The following is a 16,567-nucleotide window of genomic DNA, read 5'->3' on the forward strand; positions in this document are numbered from 1 at the left end:
AGGATCAGGTTGAACGGCGTCTGCGTCGCCCGCCGGAACCGTGTGAACCCCGCCTCCTCGAACACCGCCCGCAGCCGCGCCTCCCCAGCCTGAGCCCCCAACCCCAGCCCCACCTCCTGCGACAGCGAGTTCGGCGTGCAGATGAACGTCGACGCCGCATAGAACAGCCGCCCGACCGGCGTCAGGTTGCCCTCCAGCGAGTCTTCGGCGTAGGGCTCCACCAGCATCACCGTGCCATCCGCCTTCAACGCCCGGTAGGCATGCTTCGCCGCGCCCACGGGGTCGCCCATGTCATGCAGGCAATCGAAGAAGCACACCAGATCGTGGTCATGCCCCGGGTAGTCCTTGGCCGATGCCTGCTGGAAGCTCACACGCTGCGCCAACCCGGCCTCGCGCGCACGCTCGCTGGCCGTGGCAATGGAGGGTGCGTGATAGTCATAGCCGGTGAAGCTGGACGCTGGAAACGCCTGGGCCAGGACCAGGGTCGAAGCGCCATGGCCACAACCGACATCCGCCACCTTGGCCCCGGCCTGCAGCTTGGCGACCACGCCTTCAAGCGCGGGCAGCCAGTCCGCCACTAGAAAGGTGCGATAACCGGGCCTGAAGAAGCGCTCGGTGCCACTGAACATGCACGGGTGGTGGTCACCCCAGGCCAACCCGCCGTCGCCGCGCATGGCCGCCACCAGCTTGTCCTTGTCATGGAACAGTGCCGCGATCACCGCCGCGCCACCAGCCATGTAGGCCGGCGAATCTTCCAGGGCCAGGGCCATGGCCTGCTCTTCAGGCAGAACGAACGTCCCCTTGTCAAACACCATGTAGCCGGAGGCCGCCTGGGCGTTGAGCCACTCGCGCACCAGCCTTGGGTGGCAACCGGTCTTTGCCGCCAGCGCCTCGGGGCTGGTCGGCTGGCTATCGGCCATGGCCCGGTACAGCCCGAGTTCATCGCCGAGGATCACATTGGCCAGGGTCGCCGCAGCGCCCATGTCACCTACCAGCTTGCCCATGAATTCGTGAAGCCTTGCCTCGTCCATGACCTGCCCTCCTCTGCAAGAAGGCCACCGTCGACGATCAAGTCCGGTTCGAGGGAGCGGTGGTCAGTGGGATGAATGGATGTATATCCGTTATGAGTTTAGTCCCTCGGCACCATAACCACTTGAGCCAACTAATCAGCCTCCACTGTCATACAACTGACATCTCTTAGTGCGACTTCCCCTCAACTTCCAGACCTGCGCCAGGCGCCCTTTTGTGCGTCGGGAAGATGCGTTTGCCTTTTATTTGCAAAGCAAACGTGTGCACGAACAAGGCGCCCTCAGATCCGGGCTCAAGTAACAAGATTTAAACAAAAATGTGACATTTTTTTTCTGCTTTTTCGCCAAGGATCTCTGCGGCCAAATGCCAGACACCTGCGTAAGCAGGGGTACTGCCCGTACAGGTTCACACCATGGAGCTTTGAATGAAGGTTACGGTTTTCGGTACCGGCTATGTCGGCCTTACCCAGGCGGTATGCCTGGCCCAGGTGGGGCACTCGGTGTTATGCATGGATATCAACGCCGAGCGGGTGGTGGCGCTCAGCGAGGGGCACTGCCCGATCTTCGAGCCCGGCCTTGCGCCCCTGTTGGAGAAGAACCTGGCCTGCGGTCGCCTGCGTTTCACCACCGACGCAGCAGAAGCTGCGCAGTACGCCAGGTTGCAGTTCATCGCTGTAGGCACCCCGCCACAGGCCGATGGCAGCGCCGACATGCGCTATGTGTTCAGTGTAATCGACGGCATCCTCGAACATGCCGATGGCCCCAAGGTCATCGTCAACAAGTCCACCTCGCCGGTGGGCACGGTAGACCGCATCAAGGCGCGAATCAGCCAGGCGGTCGCCGACGCAGACCGCTACCAGGTGATCAGCAACCCCGAATTCCTCAAGGAAGGCTCCGCAGTGGAAGACTGCATGCGCCCGGACCGCATCATCATCGGCGGCGCCGAACCGGCCGAGGTCGAGCTGCTGCGTGAGCTGTACCAGCCGTTCAGCCGCAATCACGAAAAAGTCATGGTCATGGACGCGCGCAGCGCCGAGCTGACCAAGTACGCCGCCAACTGCATGCTGGCGACCAAGATTTCCTTCATCAACGAAATGGCCAACCTGGCCGAGCACCTGGGGGCCGACATCGAAATGGTCCGCCGCGGCATCGGCTCGGACCCGCGCATCGGTTACGACTTCATCTACCCCGGCTGCGGCTTCGGCGGCTCGTGCTTCCCCAAGGACCTGCAGGCGCTGCGCAGGACCGCCGAGGCCGAAGGCCTCGACCCGCTGCTGCTGGGCGCGGTGGAAGCGGTCAACCAGCGGCAGAAGAGCCGGCTGTTCAGCAAGATCCAGCGCCACTACCCCGGCGGCCTGCACGGCAAGGTCTTCGCCTTGTGGGGGTTGTCGTTCAAAGCCAACACCGATGACATCCGCGAAGCCTCCAGCCTGGTGCTGCTCGAAGCACTGTGGGCCGCCGGCGCCAGCGTCCAGGCCCACGACCCGCAAGCCATGCAGGAGATCCAGCGGCACTATGGCACTCGCCCCGACCTGAAACTGGTGCCGTGCAAGGACGATACTCTGGAAGGTGCCGATGCCCTGGTGATCGTCACCGAGTGGCAGGACTACCGCGTGCTGAACCTGGACAAGGTCCCGCAGCAACTGACTGACCGCGTGGTGTTCGACGGCCGCAACCTGTTCGAACCCGAGCACATGGCCGCTGCCGGCCTCACGTACTACGGCATTGGCCGTGGCCAGGTGAATCCACCATGCCCGTACTGATCACCGGCGCGGCCGGATTCATCGGTTTCCACCTGGCCCGCCGCCTGTGCGAAGCGGGCATCGAAGTGGTGGGCATCGACAACCTCAACGCCTACTACAGCGTCGAGCTCAAACTGGCGCGCCTGCAACAGTTGCTCGCCTACCCCAGTTTCCGCTTCCAGACGGTCGACATCGCCAACGCCGCCGACCTGCAGCAGCTGTTCGCCGGGCAGCCGTTCAGCGAAGTGATCCACCTGGCGGCGCAGGCCGGTGTGCGCTACTCGCTAGACAACCCTGCGGTCTATGGGCAGTCCAACCTGACCGGCTTTCTCAACCTCCTCGAAGCCTGCCGCCAGCACCCACCGCGGCATCTGATCTATGCCTCCAGCAGTTCGGTGTACGGCGCCAATACCAAGCAGCCGTTCAGCATCGATGACCCGGTCGAGCAGCCGATTTCGCTGTATGCCGCGAGCAAACGCGCCAACGAGCTGATGGCCCACAGCTACGCGCACCTGTACCAGCTGCCGATCACCGGCCTGCGCTTTTTCACCGTCTATGGCCCGTGGGGCCGCCCCGACATGGCGCTGTTCAAGTTCACCCGGGCGATGCTCGACGGCCAGCCGATCGAGATCTACAACCACGGCCAGATGGCGCGGGACTTCACCTACATCGACGACATCGTCGAAAGCATCCTGCGCCTGCGCCAGAAGCCGCCACGGCCCGAGACCGGGCAACCGCCCTGCCAGCTGTTCAACATCGGCCGCGGCCAGCCGGTGCGCCTGCTGGAATTCGTCGACTGCCTGGAGGACGCGCTGGGTATCAAGGCCCGGCGCGAGTACCTGCCCTTGCAGGCGGGTGACGTGCTGGAAACCTGGGCGGATGTGGAGTCACTGACGCGCTGGATCAATTTTTCGCCGAGCACCCCGCTGAAGCACGGCGTCGCCGCTTTCGTTGGCTGGTACCGGGATTTCTACCGGGTTTGACCACGCAATCATTACAAGAACACAGGTAGCCTCAATGACTGATCCACTTGACCTCTCGGTACTGATCCCCGCCAAGAATGAGGTCGACAACCTGCCGGCGTTGCTGGCGGAAATCCGCACGGCACTGGCCAATGAAAACTACGAAGTGCTGGTCGTCGACGACGGCAGCACCGACCAGACACTCAACAGGCTGAAGCAGCTCAAGCAGCAGGGCTTCACCCAGTTGCGCATCCTGCGCCACGACCGCTCGCTGGGCCAGAGCACCTCCATCTGGCATGCCGCCCAGGCTGCCCGTGGCCGCTGGCTGGCCACCCTCGACGGCGACGGGCAAAACGACCCGGCCGACATCTCTGGCATGCTCGCCCTGGTACGCGGCAACGAAGACTTCGCCGGCGGCATCCAGCTGGTCGCCGGCCACCGGGTCAACCGCCGCGATACCGCCAGCAAGCGCTGGGCCTCGCGCTTTGCCAACGGCCTGCGCAGCCGCCTGCTCAAGGACGCCACGCCAGACACCGGCTGCGGCCTGAAACTGATCGACCGCGACGCCTTCCTGCGCTTGCCCTATTTCGACCACATGCACCGCTTCATACCGGCGCTGATCCTGCGCCACAAGGGCCGCATGCTGGTGCACCCGGTTAACCACCGCCCGCGCCATGCCGGGGTGTCCAAGTACGGCAACCTGGACCGCGCCCTGGTCGGCGTTCTCGACCTGGTCGGGGTCTGGTGGCTGATCCGCCGCACTCGCCTCGACACCCAACCCCAGGAGCTCGAAGGATGACCCGCGAAACCCTCTGGCTGATCGTCGGCTTCGCCGGCCAGGTCGTGTTCACCGGCCGCTTCGTCCTGCAGTGGCTGTACAGCGAATTCAAGAAACGCAGCGTGATCCCGGTGGGCTTCTGGTACCTGAGCATGCTCGGCAGCGCCCTGCTGCTGATCTACGCCATCTACCGCGAAGACCCGGTGTTCATCATCGGCCAGTCGTTCGGCCTGGTGGTCTACCTGCGCAACCTGCAATTGATTGCCCGCCACAAAGAGCAGAAGGAATAGCCCTTGCCCAGGTTCAAGACGCTCGGGGCCGAACGCCTGGCCCTGGTTGTACTCGCTGTGCTGCTGGTCGGTGCCGGCATCGGCTGGCGCCAGCCGATGAACGTCGATGAGGAGCGCTTCCTCGGCGTTGCCCTGGAGATGCTCCAGAGCGGCAACTGGTTCATCCCCCACCGCGCTGCAGAAATCTACGGCGACAAGCCACCGCTGTTCATGTGGACCGTGGCCCTGTTCAGCTACCTGACCGGCTTGCCCAAGGTCGCCCTGTACCTGCCGGGGTTAATGTCCGCGGCGACCATTACCCTGGTGCTGCATGACCTGGGGCGTCGTTTGTGGACCCGGCGTGTTGGCGTGATTGCCGCGCTCTTGTTCCTGGCGACCTACCAGAGCTACAGCATCCTGCGTACCGGGCAGATCGACAGCTACCTGTGCCTGTGGGTGGCGCTGGGCCTCTACGGCATGGTCCGCCACCTACTGCTCGGGCCAGCCTGGGGCTGGTTCTACCTGGCCTGCGCGGCCATGGGCCTGGGCATCATCAGCAAGGGCGTGGGGTTTGTCCCGGCGCTGATGCTGCTGCCTTATGCCTGGGCGGTGCGCAAAGGCTGGCGCGGCGTGGTGGCGTATCCCGGCCAGGGTGGGCGCTGGAGCCTGGGCTTCGTCTGGCTGCTGGCAGGCTGCGCGGTGTGGCTGCTGCCGCTGCTGATCTCGATCGCCCACGGCGGCGGTGCGGCGGAACTGGCCTACCTGAAGGAGATTCTCCTGCGCCAGACCGCCAACCGCTATGCCAATGCCTGGGACCATCGCGAGCCCTTCTGGTACTTCTTCGTCAAGGTCATCCCGCAATACTGGCTGCCGCTGATCCTGGCCTTGCCGTGGCTGGTCCCGGCCTGGCACCGGCAGCTGCAGAAACGCGATGGGCGCTTCCTGCTGCTGCTCGGCTGGGTGGCACTGGTGCTGCTGTTCTTCAGCCTGAGCAGCGGCAAACGCAAGCTCTATATCTTCCCGGCCCTGCCAGGCCTGGTACTGGCCATCGCGCCGCTGGTGCCGTGGCTGCTCAAGCGCTGGCTGCAGCGCCGCCCCGGCTGGCGCAAGGCGTTCACCGCCATTGCCGTGGCCTGGTTCTGCCTGTGGTTCGCCCGCGGTTTCGTCGAGCCACTCAAGGAAGGCCAGAACCCCCACGAAACCTTGATGGCCGAAGCCGCACGCGCCACCGGTGGTGGCGAGCTAGTGTTGGTCAACTGGCGTGAAGGGCACTGGCTGTTCGCCCGACAACCCATCGTCCATTTCGGTTTCGCCAACCAATCCAAGCCGGAAACGGCCGTGTATTGGCTGCGCCAAAATCCCTCGGCCTTCGCCCTGATTCCGGAAACGGAGCTGGGCCGCTGCTTCAACACCGACAAGGCCCACCGGCTGGGCGATACCTCGCGCGCCGAGTGGTACGTAGTCGGTGCCGATGCCGACAACGGTCAATGCCAGCCAGCCGTGCCTGCACAGGTCTATCACTTCGCCTGGGCCAACACCCCCAGGAACCTGCAAACCGCAGCACAGGGGCCCGCACAATGACGACCCAGACCCTGCCAGTGCCACGCCGGCACCTGTGGCGACGCTTGAACCGCTGGGGCCAGATCAGCGCAGTCGGCGTGCTGGTGGCCATGGCCCTGTTGGGTATCGAAGCCGCCCGCTCGTTCTGGCCGCAGCAGCTCTACGCGCACCTGAGCAACCGCTGGACCGGCGACACTGCGCCCGGCAAGAACATCTGGCTGCCGGACTTCAAGGTCACGATCGACGCCAAGGTGGTGGCGCCAGACCTGGACAACCTCTCCGGCATCACCTACGACTACGACCGTGACCGGCTGCTGGCGATCACCAATGGTGTACCCATGGAGTTGCTGGAGCTGAGCAAGACCGGCGACATCCTGGCGCGCTATCCGCTGGTGGGTTTCGAAGACACCGAGGGCCTGGCGTACCTGGGCAATGGCCGCCTGGCCATCAGCGACGAGCAGAAGCAAAGGCTGGACGTGATCACCCTGCCCGACCACCCGCAGCTGATCCACGCCAGCGAGGCCCAGTGGATCACCCTCGACATCAACCCGACCTTCCGCAACAAGGGCTTCGAGGGAGTGACCTACGACCGCCAGCACGACCGCCTGTTTGCCATCAAGGAGCGCGACCCACGCCAGCTGTTCAGCGTGACCGGCATGCTCACGGCGCTTAGCGGCGGCCCCCTGCAAATGACCGTCAGCGACCGACGCGACTGGGTCAAGCGCAGCGTGTTTGCCACCGATCTGTCCGACGGCTACTACGACCCGGGTACCGGCCACCTGCTGGTACTCAGCGACCAGTCGAAGAACATCACCGAGCTCGATGGTGATGGCCGCTTCGTCAGTATCCGTTCGCTGCGTGCCCGGCTCGGTGGGCTGCACCGTGATGCGCCGCAGCCCGAAGGCATGACCATGGACAGCGCCGGCAACCTCTACATCGTCAGCGAGCCGAACCTGTTCTACGTCTTCAGCAAGCCCTGAAGCCCGCTGCCTGGTCCTTTCGCCTGCGGGCCCTTGCAAATTCACAAGTCTCGAAATACTGTATGAATATTCAGTATTTCGAGACATCCTCATGCAGCTCATTGCCAAACTCGGCATTCTTGCCGATGCCGCCAAGTACGATGCCTCATGCGCCAGCAGCGGCGCGCCGAAACGCAGCTCCCGTGGCAGCGATGGCTTGGGCGCGACCGATGGCATGGGCATCTGCCACAGCTACACCCCCGATGGCCGCTGCGTGTCGCTGCTCAAGGTACTGCTGACCAACTTCTGCCTGTATGATTGCCAGTACTGCGTCAACCGCCGCTCCAGCAACGTGCCACGGGCCCGTTTCAGCCCTGAGGAAGTGGTGCGCCTGACCCTGGATTTCTACCGGCGCAACTGCATCAGCGGCCTGTTCCTCAGCTCCGGGATCATCCGCTCGGCCGACTACACCATGGAACAGCTGATCCGCGTGGCGCGCCTGCTGCGCGAAGAACACAACTTCCGTGGCTACATCCACCTCAAGACCATCCCCGACGCCGACCCGCTGCTGATCGAAGAAGCCGGGCGCCTGGCCGACCGCCTCAGCGTCAACATCGAGTTGCCCACCGATGCCAGCCTCAAGCGCCTGGCCCCGGAGAAGCAGGCACATACCATCCGTCAGGCCATGGGCGTGATTCATCAGGGCCAGCAGGCCGTGGCCGGTGAGCCGAAAGCACCGCGCTTCACCCCGGCCGGGCAGAGCACCCAGGTGATCGTCGGCGCCGATGCCACCGACGACAGCACCCTGCTGCGCAACGCCGAGTCGCTGTACCAGGGCTATGGGCTCAAGCGCGTGTACTACTCGGCCTTCAGCCCGATCCCCGACAGCCCAGGCAGCGTGCCGCTGGCCGCCCCGCCCCTGCTGCGCGAACATCGCCTGTACCAGGCCGACTTCCTGCTGCGTGGCTACGGCTACAAGGCCGGCGAGCTGCTCGGCGACGCCGGCAACCTGGCGCTGGACATCGACCCGAAACTGGCCTGGGCGCTGTCCAACCGCGAGGTGTTCCCGCTGGATGTTAACCGTGCCGAACCGGCGCTGCTGGCGCGCATTCCCGGCATTGGCCTGCGCAGCGTGCAACGGCTGGTGGCCCTGCGCCGCGAGCGGCGGGTGCGCTACGACGACCTGATCCAGCTGCGCTGCGTACTGGACAAGGCGCGGCCGTTCATCGTCACCAGCGATTACCGCCCCGCCGATGGCGAACTGCGCAGTGGCTTGCTCAGGGCGCGCCTGCGCGAACCTCAGGCACCGCAGCAGATGGGGTTGTGGGGGTGATTGCGCTCGATTGCGATGACCAGTTCGGCACCTGGCGCAACCAGGCCCGTACCCTGCTCGGTCACGGTATCGACCCCGCCGACGTGACTTGGGCGCAAGGCCCGATTCAGGACCTGCTGGCCCTGCCCACACCTTTGCCCGAAGGTCCCGGCCCGTTTCGCGCCAAGGTGCCTGCCGCGTTGCTGACGCAAGTGGAGCACGCGGCCCGCTACCGCGGCGAGCAACGCTGGAGCCTGCTGTATGAAGTGCTCTGGCGGGTGGCCCACGGCGACCGCACCGCCATGCTGGCCGGTGACCGGCTGGGCAGTGAATTGCAGCGGCGCATCAAGCAGGTCAGCCGTGAGGCGCACCACCTGCATGCGTTCGTGCGCTTCGTGCCGCTGCCAGAGGCGCTGGCCGAACAGTTGCAGCTCGACCTGGTCGCCTATCACGAACCTGCCCACGACATCCTGGAAAGCGCCAGCGCGCACTTCGCCGATCGCCTGGGGCGCCAGCGCTGGCTGATCGCAACGCCGCGGGACGGCATTCGCTTCGACGGCCAGTCTTTCGAATATCACCGCCATTGCCCGGATGATTGGCGGCAATGGGCACACAATGCCGACGACCCCGGTGCCGAGCTGTGGCGTACCTATTACCGGCACACCTTCAACCCGGCCCGGCTCAACCCCGATGCCCTGCGCCTGCACATGCCGGGACGGTTCTGGCGGCACCTGCCGGAAGGCATGCTGATTCCGCAGCTCGAAGGCCTGGCGCGGCAAGGCAAGCAGCGCGACGGCCAGGCGCTGGAAGTAGCCAGCCAGCGTGGCAAGAAGATCACCCGCTCCGGGTAATTTGTGAAAATTTTGTAATGGATTCGGTATACCACCTTCCCAAGGTGCGACACATCCTGACAAACTTACTGCTAATCGTTCTCATATTCACTTGCATTAGCATACGTCAGGAGCCCACCCTACATGTTGTCGCCCCTCGCGCACACGCGCCCCCTCGCCGCCCGTAACCTGCTCGCCATGGCCGTCTGCATGGCAATCGCCACTCCGGCACTGGCTGAAGACGCCCCAACCACACTGGAACTGGGCGCCACTGAAATCAGCTCCGACGCGCTGGGCAGCACCACCGAGGGCTCGGGCTCCTACACCACCGGCTCCATGTCCACTGCCACCAAGCTGCCGCTGAGCATGCGTGAAACGCCCCAGGCGGTGACCGTGATAACCCGCCAGCGCATGGACGACCAGGCCATGACCAGCATCAACGACGTGGTCAAGGCCACGCCTGGCCTGTTCCTCGACTACTCCAGCGGCCCGGGCCGGCAAAGCTATTCGGCACGCGGCTTCGACATCGACAACCTGATGTACGACGGCATCCCCAGCGGCTACACCGGCTACGTGGTCGGCGCCCAACCCAACCTGGCGATGTTCGACCGGGTCGAAGTGGTGCGCGGCGCCACCGGCCTGGTCACCGGTGCCGGCAACCCTTCGGCGGCCATCAACCTGGTGCGCAAGCGCCCTCTGGCCGAACAGAAGGTCACCCTGACCGGTGCCGCCGGCAGCTGGGACAACTACCGTGGCGAGGTCGACGCCTCCAGCCCGCTCAACGGCAGCGGCACGCTGCGTGGGCGTGTGGTGGCGTCCTACCGCGACACCAATAGCTACATCGATGACGTCGAGGAAGACCACGGCCTGTTCTATGCAGTGACCGAGGCGGACCTGTCCGATGACACCAGCCTGATGCTCGGTTTCTCCCACCAGAAGGACAAGACCAATTACTTCTGGGGCGCCATGCCGACTGCCCTCGACGGCCATCACATGGGCTTCTCGCGCTCCTACAACCCGGGCAGCGACTGGGAAAACAAAGATCAGGAAATCGATACCGTATTTGCCGAGTTGCGCCAGCGCCTGGCCAACGACTGGAAACTGCAGCTCAATGCCAACTACGCGCAGCAACAGGCCACCTTCACCGGTTCCTACCAGTCGCGCTGGGCCGGGCTGCAGGCACCGATTGCGCGCACGGTCTACCAGTCCAGGCATCAGGAGAACCAGGCTGGCCTGGATGCCTTTGTCAGCGGGCCGTTCGACCTGCTTGGTCGCAGCCATGAGCTGGTGGTCGGCGCCAGCAAGCGCATCTACGACATGGACACACGCAACTACAGCCCGTACGACATGTTCTGGCCGCTCAACGGCAGCAAACCGGACTTCGTGCACACCGGCAACCAGCGCGAAGTCACCACCCAGGAAGGCGTGTACCTCACCACCCGCCTGAACCTGGCCGACCCGCTCAAGCTGATCCTCGGCGGGCGCCTGGACTGGTACGACTACGACAACCGCGATGGCGACGGCGACTACAAGGTCACCCGCAATGTCACCAAGTATGCAGGCCTGATCTACGACCTCGACGACCATCACTCGGTGTATGTCAGCTACAGCGACATCTTCACCCCGCAAAGCTCGAAGGACATTTCCGGCACTCCGGTAAAACCTATCGTGGGCAAGAACTACGAGGTGGGGATCAAGGGCGAATACTTCGGTGGCGCGCTCAATGCCAGCATCGCGCTGTTCCGCATCGACCAGGAAAACCGTGCCACCCAGGTGTTCGTCGCGAATTGCCCGCAAACCTCCTGCTACGAGGCCTCCGGCGAGGTCCGCAGCCAGGGTATCGACATGGAGCTGCAGGGCGCACTGACACCGAACTGGCAGGTCGGTGGCGGCTACACCTATGCCCGCGCGCACACCATCAAGGACGCCGCCAACCCCGCCAATGTCAACCAGCGTTTCGACACCGACACCCCGGAGCACATGTTCAAGCTGAACACGGTGTACCACTTCCAGGGGCCGCTGGAGAAGCTGCGCGTGGGTGGCAACATCTCGTGGCAGAGCCGTATCTACAACGACTTCACCGTGGCCGATGGCAGTGAGTACCGGCTGATTCAAGGGTCTTACGCGGTCACCGACCTGATGGCCGGCTACCGAGTCAACCAGAATCTGGACCTGCAGCTCAATGCCAACAACGTGTTCGACCGCAAGTACTATTCGGCCATTGCCAGTTCGGTGGACTATGCCGGCGATACCTGGGGGGCGCCGCGTAACATGATGCTGACGGCCAAGTACAGCTTCTGATTGTTCGCCGTTACATCTTCAGCGCCTGTGAGGCCGCGCGCCACCCGCGCGGCCTCACAGACGCTATTGATTCAGTCAGCCAAACAACCTGGCCAGGCAGCCGAGCTTCTTCTTGTACGAACGCCGGGCCGCCAGCGCATCCTCCAGGCTCACCGCCAAAAACCGCGCCTGCTGGTTCGGCTGCATCTGCCCGATCAGGTCCAGGTCGGCACTGATCACCGTGCCGATCATCGCATAGCCACCGCCCGACACCGCATCCCGGTGCAGGATGATCGGCTCCAGCCCCGCCGGCACCTGGATCGAGCCGATCGGGTAGCAGCTGTCGACGATGTTCGAGGGGTCCGACCCTGCGCCAAACGGCTGCTCACGTGGCTGGAAGCTCAGCGCACCGCCGCCCTTGTAACGGTAACCGATGCGGTCGGCTTCGGAGCCAACAGTCCAGGCATCGGTGAAAAAGCTTTTCGCCGCCGCCTCGGTCAAGCGGTGGAAATACAGCCCCGGCACCACCCGCAACACCACTTCGCCGCCCAACGATTGGCGCAAGGCCATTGGCAGGCTGGCGCCGGCGCGGCTCTTGCCACTCGGCACGCCGACCGGCAGCAGGTCACCGGCCACCAGCTTGCGCCCCTGCAAGCCACCGAGCGCGCCCAACGCATAGGTCGAGCGGCTGCCAAGTACCTCGGGTACATCGATACCTCCTGCTACGGCCAGGTACGCCCGCGCGCCCGCAGTAGGGAAGCCGAAGCGCAGCACCTGCCCGGCACGCACCGCGAAGGCGGTGTCCGGGCGCTGTTCGCGGCCATCGAGCAACACCGGTATCTGCGCACCGCACACTGCCACCAGTGCGTCATGCTGAAACTCCAGTTCCGGCCCCACCAGCGTGCATTCCAGGCCCGCCGCACCTGCGGGGTTGCCGACCAGGTGGTTGGCGGCCTGCAAGGCATACTGGTCCAGCGCACCGGAAGGCGGGATTCCCAGGTGGTAATAGCCTTCGCGGCCCATGTCCTGCACCGAGGTAGCCAATCCGGGTTTGATGACCTTGATCATGCCAGCTCCTCCTGCAGCGATTTGGGGTAACCGACCGGGTCGGCGAGAAATGCATCCAGGGAAAACTCCACCGGGCGGATACGCAGGTCGAAGCGCCCCTCCTCGACATCTGCCACCGCCTGGTCATAGGCCTGGCGGTCGATGGGCTTGAACTGCACGATATCGCCCGGGCGGAAGAACACCATGTGCTCCTTCAGGTAGGCCAGCGACTGCTGCGGGTCGTAGATCGGTGCCGGGGTCACGCCGAACATCTGGTAGCCCCCTGCCCCGCGCACCGAATAGATGCAGCCGAAGCAGCCACCATGGCCGAGGGTCAGCTTGGGCGTGTCGGTGCGTGGGCGCAGGTATTTGGGCACCTGCAACTGTCGCTCGCGCTCCACCATCTGGAACATGAACGGCAAGCCGGCGACGAAGCCAACCATCGACACGAACCACGGCGCGCCACTGTGCGCGGCAATGAACGCCTCGACGTCGGCCAGACCGTTGATGCGCGCCGCGTACTCCAGGTCGGTGCTGTCGGGGTCCTGGTGACGGTCACGGAATCGCATGAGGGTTTCGTGGGTCCAGGGGTCGTTGTACAGCACCGGGATCTCGATGATCCGCGTGCTCAACGAACGCTCGGCCACTGCCTCGGCCTCGGCGCCACGCACGGCTTCGAGCAGCGCCGCGGGGGCAATGCGGTCCGGGTCGAAGCGGATCTGGAACGAGGCGTTGGCCAGGCAGATGTCGAGCACCCCCTCCAGCGCCAGGCGCTCCACCGCACGGGTCACCGCCATGCCCTTGAAGAAGGCCTCCAGCGACATGCTGTCGCTGACTTCGGCGAACAGGTGCTCGTCGGCACCGAAGCTGTAGCGGATGGGGGTATTGGCCATGTCTGCTCCTTTTTTGGAATCTTTATCGAACGGCAGGCAAAACGGCAGGCCGTGGCGTCTTCGCGCCAGCAGCCGTCGGAACTCAACGCGGTGCACGCACCTCAATGCCGGCGGCGTCCAATGCCGCACGCGTGGCTTCGACCAGATCGAGTGCGCCCGGGGTGTCGCTGTGCAGGCAGATGGAATCGAAATCGATCGCCAGGTCCTGGCCTTCCACGGTACGCACCACACCCTCCTGGCAGGCCCGCAGCACCCGCTCGGCGACCCGTTGCGGCTCGTAACCCCGCACATGGCGGGTAAACACGATGGAACCACTCAGATCGTACTCGCGGTCGGCGTAGAACTCGCGCACCACCGGCTGGCCGAGGTCCTGGGCGATGCGGCAGATCACCGAGCCGGGCATGCAGTACAGCAACAGTTCGGGCTCGATCACCCGCAGGTTTTCCACCAGCAGGCGCGCGGCCTCTTCATCCCGGGCCAGGTGCATGTACAGCGCACCATGGGGCTTGATGTGCTGCAGCCGAACACCCTGCGCCCGGGCAATCTCGCGTAGCGCACCGAGCTGGTAGAGGATGTCGTCGACCAGCTCCTGGGCCGGGGCATTGATGTGGCGGCGGCCGAAGCCGACCAGGTCGCGGAAGCCGGGGTGAGCCCCCACGCCAACGCCCAGCGCCTTGGCCCGCTCGACGGTGCGGCGCATGGTGCCGGGGTCGCCGGCATGGAAGCCGGTGGCGATGTTGGCCGAGCTGATGAAGGCCATCAGTTCGTGGTCAACGCCATCGCCGATGGTCCAGGGGCCAAAGCCTTCGCCCATGTCAGAGTTGAAATCCACTGCGCGCATCGCTTTTCTCCTGGCTTGTGACGGCATGCAAGCCACGTTAGATTCTCAAACCCCCCTTGGGAAGATCTATAAACAGATAGGGTGTCTTCTGAAAATCAGATACCCAGGAGCCCACTGTGTCACTGACCCTGCGCCAGGTTCGTTATTTTGTCGCCACCGCCGAGATCGGCCAGATTTCCCAGGCAGCGATTCACCTCAACATTTCCCAGTCGGCGGTGACCACCGCGATCAAGGAACTGGAGGCGATGCTGGGGGTGCTGCTGTTCCAGCGCTCGGCCCAGGGCATGAGCCTGACCGAAGCCGGCCGGCACTTCCTCAATCGCGCCTATGTGATCCTGCGCAGCGTCGACGATGCCCTGAACAGCCCGCTGCCCGATGTGCGCGCCAGCGGCTTGCTGCGCCTGGCAGCGAGCTACACGGTGATCGGCTACTTCCTGCCGCACCACTTGCAGCGCCTGGAGCACTGGCACCCGGACGTGACCCTGGAAGTGCATGAACAGGAGCGCAGCGCCATCGAGCAGGGGCTGCTGGAAGGCCGTTTCGACATGGCAGTGGTGCTCACCGCCAACCTCACCCACCCCGATATCGTCTCCGAAACCCTGTTCAACTCCGAGCGCCGGCTATGGCTGCCCGGGCATCATCCGTTGTGCGAACGCTCGGCGGTGAGCCTGGCCGACGTGGCCCGGGAGCCATACATCCTGCTCACCGTGGACGAGGCCGAACAGAGCGCCATGCGCTATTGGCAGCAGGCCGGGCAACGGCCGAACGTGCGGGTACGCACCAGTTCGGTGGAGGCCGTGCGCAGCATGGTCGCCAATGGCAGCGGCGTGGCAATCCTCTCCGACCTGGTGCACCGCCCCTGGTCGCTGGAAGGCAAGCGCATCGAGACGGTAACCATCACTGACCCGGTGACACCGATGAGCGTCGGCCTGGCCTGGCACCGCGAGCGCGCCTTCAGCCCGGCGATGCAGGCGCTACGCACCTACTTCCATGATGCCTTCCTCGCGCCGCAGCAACTCTCGGCCCGGCGCTGAGCCTTAACACCAGCTTACAGGCGTGCACTGTACATGTGGGAGCCGCGCCAACTTTCAGAAATGGAGCAAGTCAGCCACGCCTACAATCGCTCGGTGTTAGACTCGCCGGCCTTTTTTTCAGATTGAGAGCCTGCAATGCGCATCACCAGCGGCCCTGCCGCCACCGCCTGTGGTCTGGCGGCGATCTTGCTGTGGAGCACGGCCAGCGGCCTGATCCGCAGTGTCAGCGAATACTTCGGGCCGATCGGCGGCGCTGCGCTGATCTACACCCTCGGTGCCACCCTGCTGGTGCTGCTGCTCGGCCGCCCTCGCCTGCGCCATGCCTCGCGCTTCTACCTGATCACCGGCTCCACGCTGTTCGTCGCCTATGAAATCTGCCTGTGCCTGGCCCTGGGCTTTGCCGTCAGCCGTACCCAGGCCATCCAGCTGGGCGTGGTCAACTACCTGTGGCCAAGCCTGACCGTGCTGCTGGCGATCTTCATGAACCGCCAGCCGACACGCTGGATCATCGTGCCCGGCACCGCGGTGGCCCTGCTGGGGATTCTCTGGGTGGTGAGCACCGATGGCCTGTCGCTGGACAGCATCGCCAGCAACGTCGCCTCTAACCCGTTGAGCTACAGCCTGGCCGCCGCCTGCGCGATCACCTTCGCGCTGTACTGCAACATCACCCGGCGCTATGCCAACGGGCAGAGCCATGTGGTGCTGTTCTTTCTGCTGACGGCGGCAGTGCTGTGGGTGAAGTACTGGATCAGCAGCGAAACGCTGCCACCCTTCTCGCTGCGCCACAGCCTGGAGCTGGTGGCTGCAGCGGTGGGCATGGCTGGCGGTTATGCCTTGTGGAACATCGGCATCCTGCGCGGCAACCTGACCTTGCTGGCGACTGCGTCCTATTCGGCGCCGGTGTTGTCGTCGGCCTTTGCCGCCGCCTGGCTGGGCGCGCATCTGGGGTTGCAGTTCTGGCAGGGCGCGTTGCTGGTGACGGTCGGCTCGCTGCTGTGCTGGCAGGCGACCCGCCAGCGCGCCGCCAGCTGA

The 16,567-nt window shown here is 64.6% G+C and carries 15 protein-coding genes; 11 read left to right on the plus strand and 4 right to left on the minus strand.

Annotation, left to right across the window (positions count from 1 at the left end; genetic code table 11):
- Positions 1-1,031, minus strand: a 1,031-nt coding sequence (locus ACLEJU_RS25975; protein ID WP_440776756.1) for a class I SAM-dependent methyltransferase, incomplete at its 3' end; no start/stop codon positions are given.
- 422 nt (positions 1,032-1,453) lie between these two features.
- Between ACLEJU_RS25975 and ACLEJU_RS25980 the strand changes: the two genes are divergently transcribed.
- The 9 genes from ACLEJU_RS25980 (at position 1,454) to ACLEJU_RS26020 (ending at position 11,741) form a co-directional block, all read left to right on the plus strand.
- Positions 1,454-2,791 carry a UDP-glucose dehydrogenase family protein gene (locus ACLEJU_RS25980; RefSeq protein ID WP_435424026.1) on the plus strand — a complete coding sequence of 446 codons (1,338 nt, stop codon included), beginning with the start codon at positions 1,454-1,456 and terminating at the stop codon, positions 2,789-2,791.
- Positions 2,779-3,753, plus strand: coding sequence for an NAD-dependent epimerase (locus ACLEJU_RS25985; RefSeq protein ID WP_435424025.1), 975 nt, complete (start codon positions 2,779-2,781; stop codon positions 3,751-3,753). The genes ACLEJU_RS25980 and ACLEJU_RS25985 overlap by 13 nt, the downstream gene beginning before the upstream one ends.
- A 34-nt stretch (positions 3,754-3,787) precedes the next feature.
- The gene (locus tag ACLEJU_RS25990; protein WP_435424024.1) at positions 3,788-4,531 is read left to right on the plus strand and encodes a glycosyltransferase family 2 protein; all 744 of its coding nucleotides are present in this window, start codon (positions 3,788-3,790) and stop codon (positions 4,529-4,531) included.
- Positions 4,528-4,800: a lipid-A-disaccharide synthase N-terminal domain-containing protein gene (locus ACLEJU_RS25995; protein WP_079227811.1), complete on the plus strand. Its 273-nt coding sequence runs from the start codon at positions 4,528-4,530 to the stop codon at positions 4,798-4,800. The genes ACLEJU_RS25990 and ACLEJU_RS25995 overlap by 4 nt, the downstream gene beginning before the upstream one ends.
- Positions 4,801-4,803: 3 nt before the next feature.
- Complete coding sequence (locus ACLEJU_RS26000) at positions 4,804-6,360, plus strand: glycosyltransferase family 39 protein (RefSeq protein WP_435424023.1); 1,557 nt, start codon at positions 4,804-4,806, stop codon at positions 6,358-6,360.
- A gap of 89 nt (positions 6,361-6,449) precedes the next feature.
- A complete protein-coding gene (locus tag ACLEJU_RS26005) occupies positions 6,450-7,319 on the plus strand; it encodes an SdiA-regulated domain-containing protein (RefSeq protein WP_435424028.1) in 870 nt (289 codons plus the stop codon).
- Between the two features lie 91 nt (positions 7,320-7,410).
- Positions 7,411-8,631: a putative DNA modification/repair radical SAM protein gene (locus tag ACLEJU_RS26010; protein WP_435424022.1), complete on the plus strand. Its 1,221-nt coding sequence runs from the start codon at positions 7,411-7,413 to the stop codon at positions 8,629-8,631.
- Positions 8,622-9,461 (plus strand): TIGR03915 family putative DNA repair protein, encoded by an 840-nt coding sequence (locus tag ACLEJU_RS26015; protein WP_435424021.1) that lies wholly within the window; start codon positions 8,622-8,624, stop codon positions 9,459-9,461. The genes ACLEJU_RS26010 and ACLEJU_RS26015 overlap by 10 nt, the downstream gene beginning before the upstream one ends.
- 123 nt (positions 9,462-9,584) lie before the next feature.
- Positions 9,585-11,741, plus strand: a complete 2,157-nt coding sequence (locus tag ACLEJU_RS26020; RefSeq protein ID WP_435424020.1) for a TonB-dependent siderophore receptor — start codon at positions 9,585-9,587, stop codon at positions 11,739-11,741.
- Between the two features lie 75 nt (positions 11,742-11,816).
- Here ACLEJU_RS26020 and ACLEJU_RS26025 read toward each other — a convergent pair whose 3' ends face one another.
- From ACLEJU_RS26025 to ACLEJU_RS26035, 3 genes are all read right to left on the minus strand, one after another.
- A complete protein-coding gene (locus ACLEJU_RS26025; RefSeq protein ID WP_435424019.1) occupies positions 11,817-12,788 on the minus strand; it encodes a biotin-dependent carboxyltransferase family protein in 972 nt (323 codons plus the stop codon).
- Complete coding sequence (locus ACLEJU_RS26030) at positions 12,785-13,660, minus strand: 5-oxoprolinase subunit B family protein (protein WP_435424018.1); 876 nt, start codon at positions 13,658-13,660, stop codon at positions 12,785-12,787. The genes ACLEJU_RS26025 and ACLEJU_RS26030 overlap by 4 nt, the downstream gene beginning before the upstream one ends.
- Before the next feature lie 82 nt (positions 13,661-13,742).
- On the minus strand, positions 13,743-14,501 hold the full coding sequence (locus tag ACLEJU_RS26035; protein WP_435424017.1) for a 5-oxoprolinase subunit PxpA: 759 nt from the start codon (positions 14,499-14,501) through the stop codon (positions 13,743-13,745).
- 116 nt (positions 14,502-14,617) lie between these two features.
- On the opposite strand from ACLEJU_RS26035, the gene ACLEJU_RS26040 reads away from it, so the two are divergent.
- Positions 14,618-15,535 carry a LysR family transcriptional regulator gene (locus ACLEJU_RS26040; RefSeq protein ID WP_262110376.1) on the plus strand — a complete coding sequence of 306 codons (918 nt, stop codon included), beginning with the start codon at positions 14,618-14,620 and terminating at the stop codon, positions 15,533-15,535.
- Between the two features lie 135 nt (positions 15,536-15,670).
- Positions 15,671-16,567, plus strand: a complete 897-nt coding sequence (yddG, locus tag ACLEJU_RS26045) for an aromatic amino acid DMT transporter YddG (protein WP_435424016.1) — start codon at positions 15,671-15,673, stop codon at positions 16,565-16,567.

Origin of the sequence: Pseudomonas sp. SMN11 (assembly GCF_052041945.1) — a bacterium.
In the GTDB taxonomy this organism is placed as follows: Bacteria; Pseudomonadota; Gammaproteobacteria; order Pseudomonadales; family Pseudomonadaceae; genus Aquipseudomonas.

What these genes read in the sequence shown, in the direction of transcription:
- ACLEJU_RS25990 (WP_435424024.1), top strand. Translation starts at nt 3,788, where the DNA reads ATGACTGATCCACTTGACCTCTCGGTACTGATCCCCGCCAAGAATGAG.
- ACLEJU_RS26020 (WP_435424020.1), top strand. Translation starts at nt 9,585, where the DNA reads ATGTTGTCGCCCCTCGCGCACACGCGCCCCCTCGCCGCCCGTAACCTG.
- ACLEJU_RS25980 (WP_435424026.1), top strand. Translation starts at nt 1,454, where the DNA reads ATGAAGGTTACGGTTTTCGGTACCGGCTATGTCGGCCTTACCCAGGCG.
- ACLEJU_RS26030 (WP_435424018.1), bottom strand. Translation starts at nt 13,660, where the DNA reads ATGGCCAATACCCCCATCCGCTACAGCTTCGGTGCCGACGAGCACCTG.
- ACLEJU_RS25995 (WP_079227811.1), top strand. Translation starts at nt 4,528, where the DNA reads ATGACCCGCGAAACCCTCTGGCTGATCGTCGGCTTCGCCGGCCAGGTC.
- ACLEJU_RS26010 (WP_435424022.1), top strand. Translation starts at nt 7,411, where the DNA reads ATGCAGCTCATTGCCAAACTCGGCATTCTTGCCGATGCCGCCAAGTAC.
- yddG (WP_435424016.1), top strand. Translation starts at nt 15,671, where the DNA reads ATGCGCATCACCAGCGGCCCTGCCGCCACCGCCTGTGGTCTGGCGGCG.
- ACLEJU_RS26035 (WP_435424017.1), bottom strand. Translation starts at nt 14,501, where the DNA reads ATGCGCGCAGTGGATTTCAACTCTGACATGGGCGAAGGCTTTGGCCCC.
- ACLEJU_RS26005 (WP_435424028.1), top strand. Translation starts at nt 6,450, where the DNA reads ATGGCCCTGTTGGGTATCGAAGCCGCCCGCTCGTTCTGGCCGCAGCAG.
- ACLEJU_RS26025 (WP_435424019.1), bottom strand. Translation starts at nt 12,788, where the DNA reads ATGATCAAGGTCATCAAACCCGGATTGGCTACCTCGGTGCAGGACATG.
- ACLEJU_RS25985 (WP_435424025.1), top strand. Translation starts at nt 2,779, where the DNA reads ATGCCCGTACTGATCACCGGCGCGGCCGGATTCATCGGTTTCCACCTG.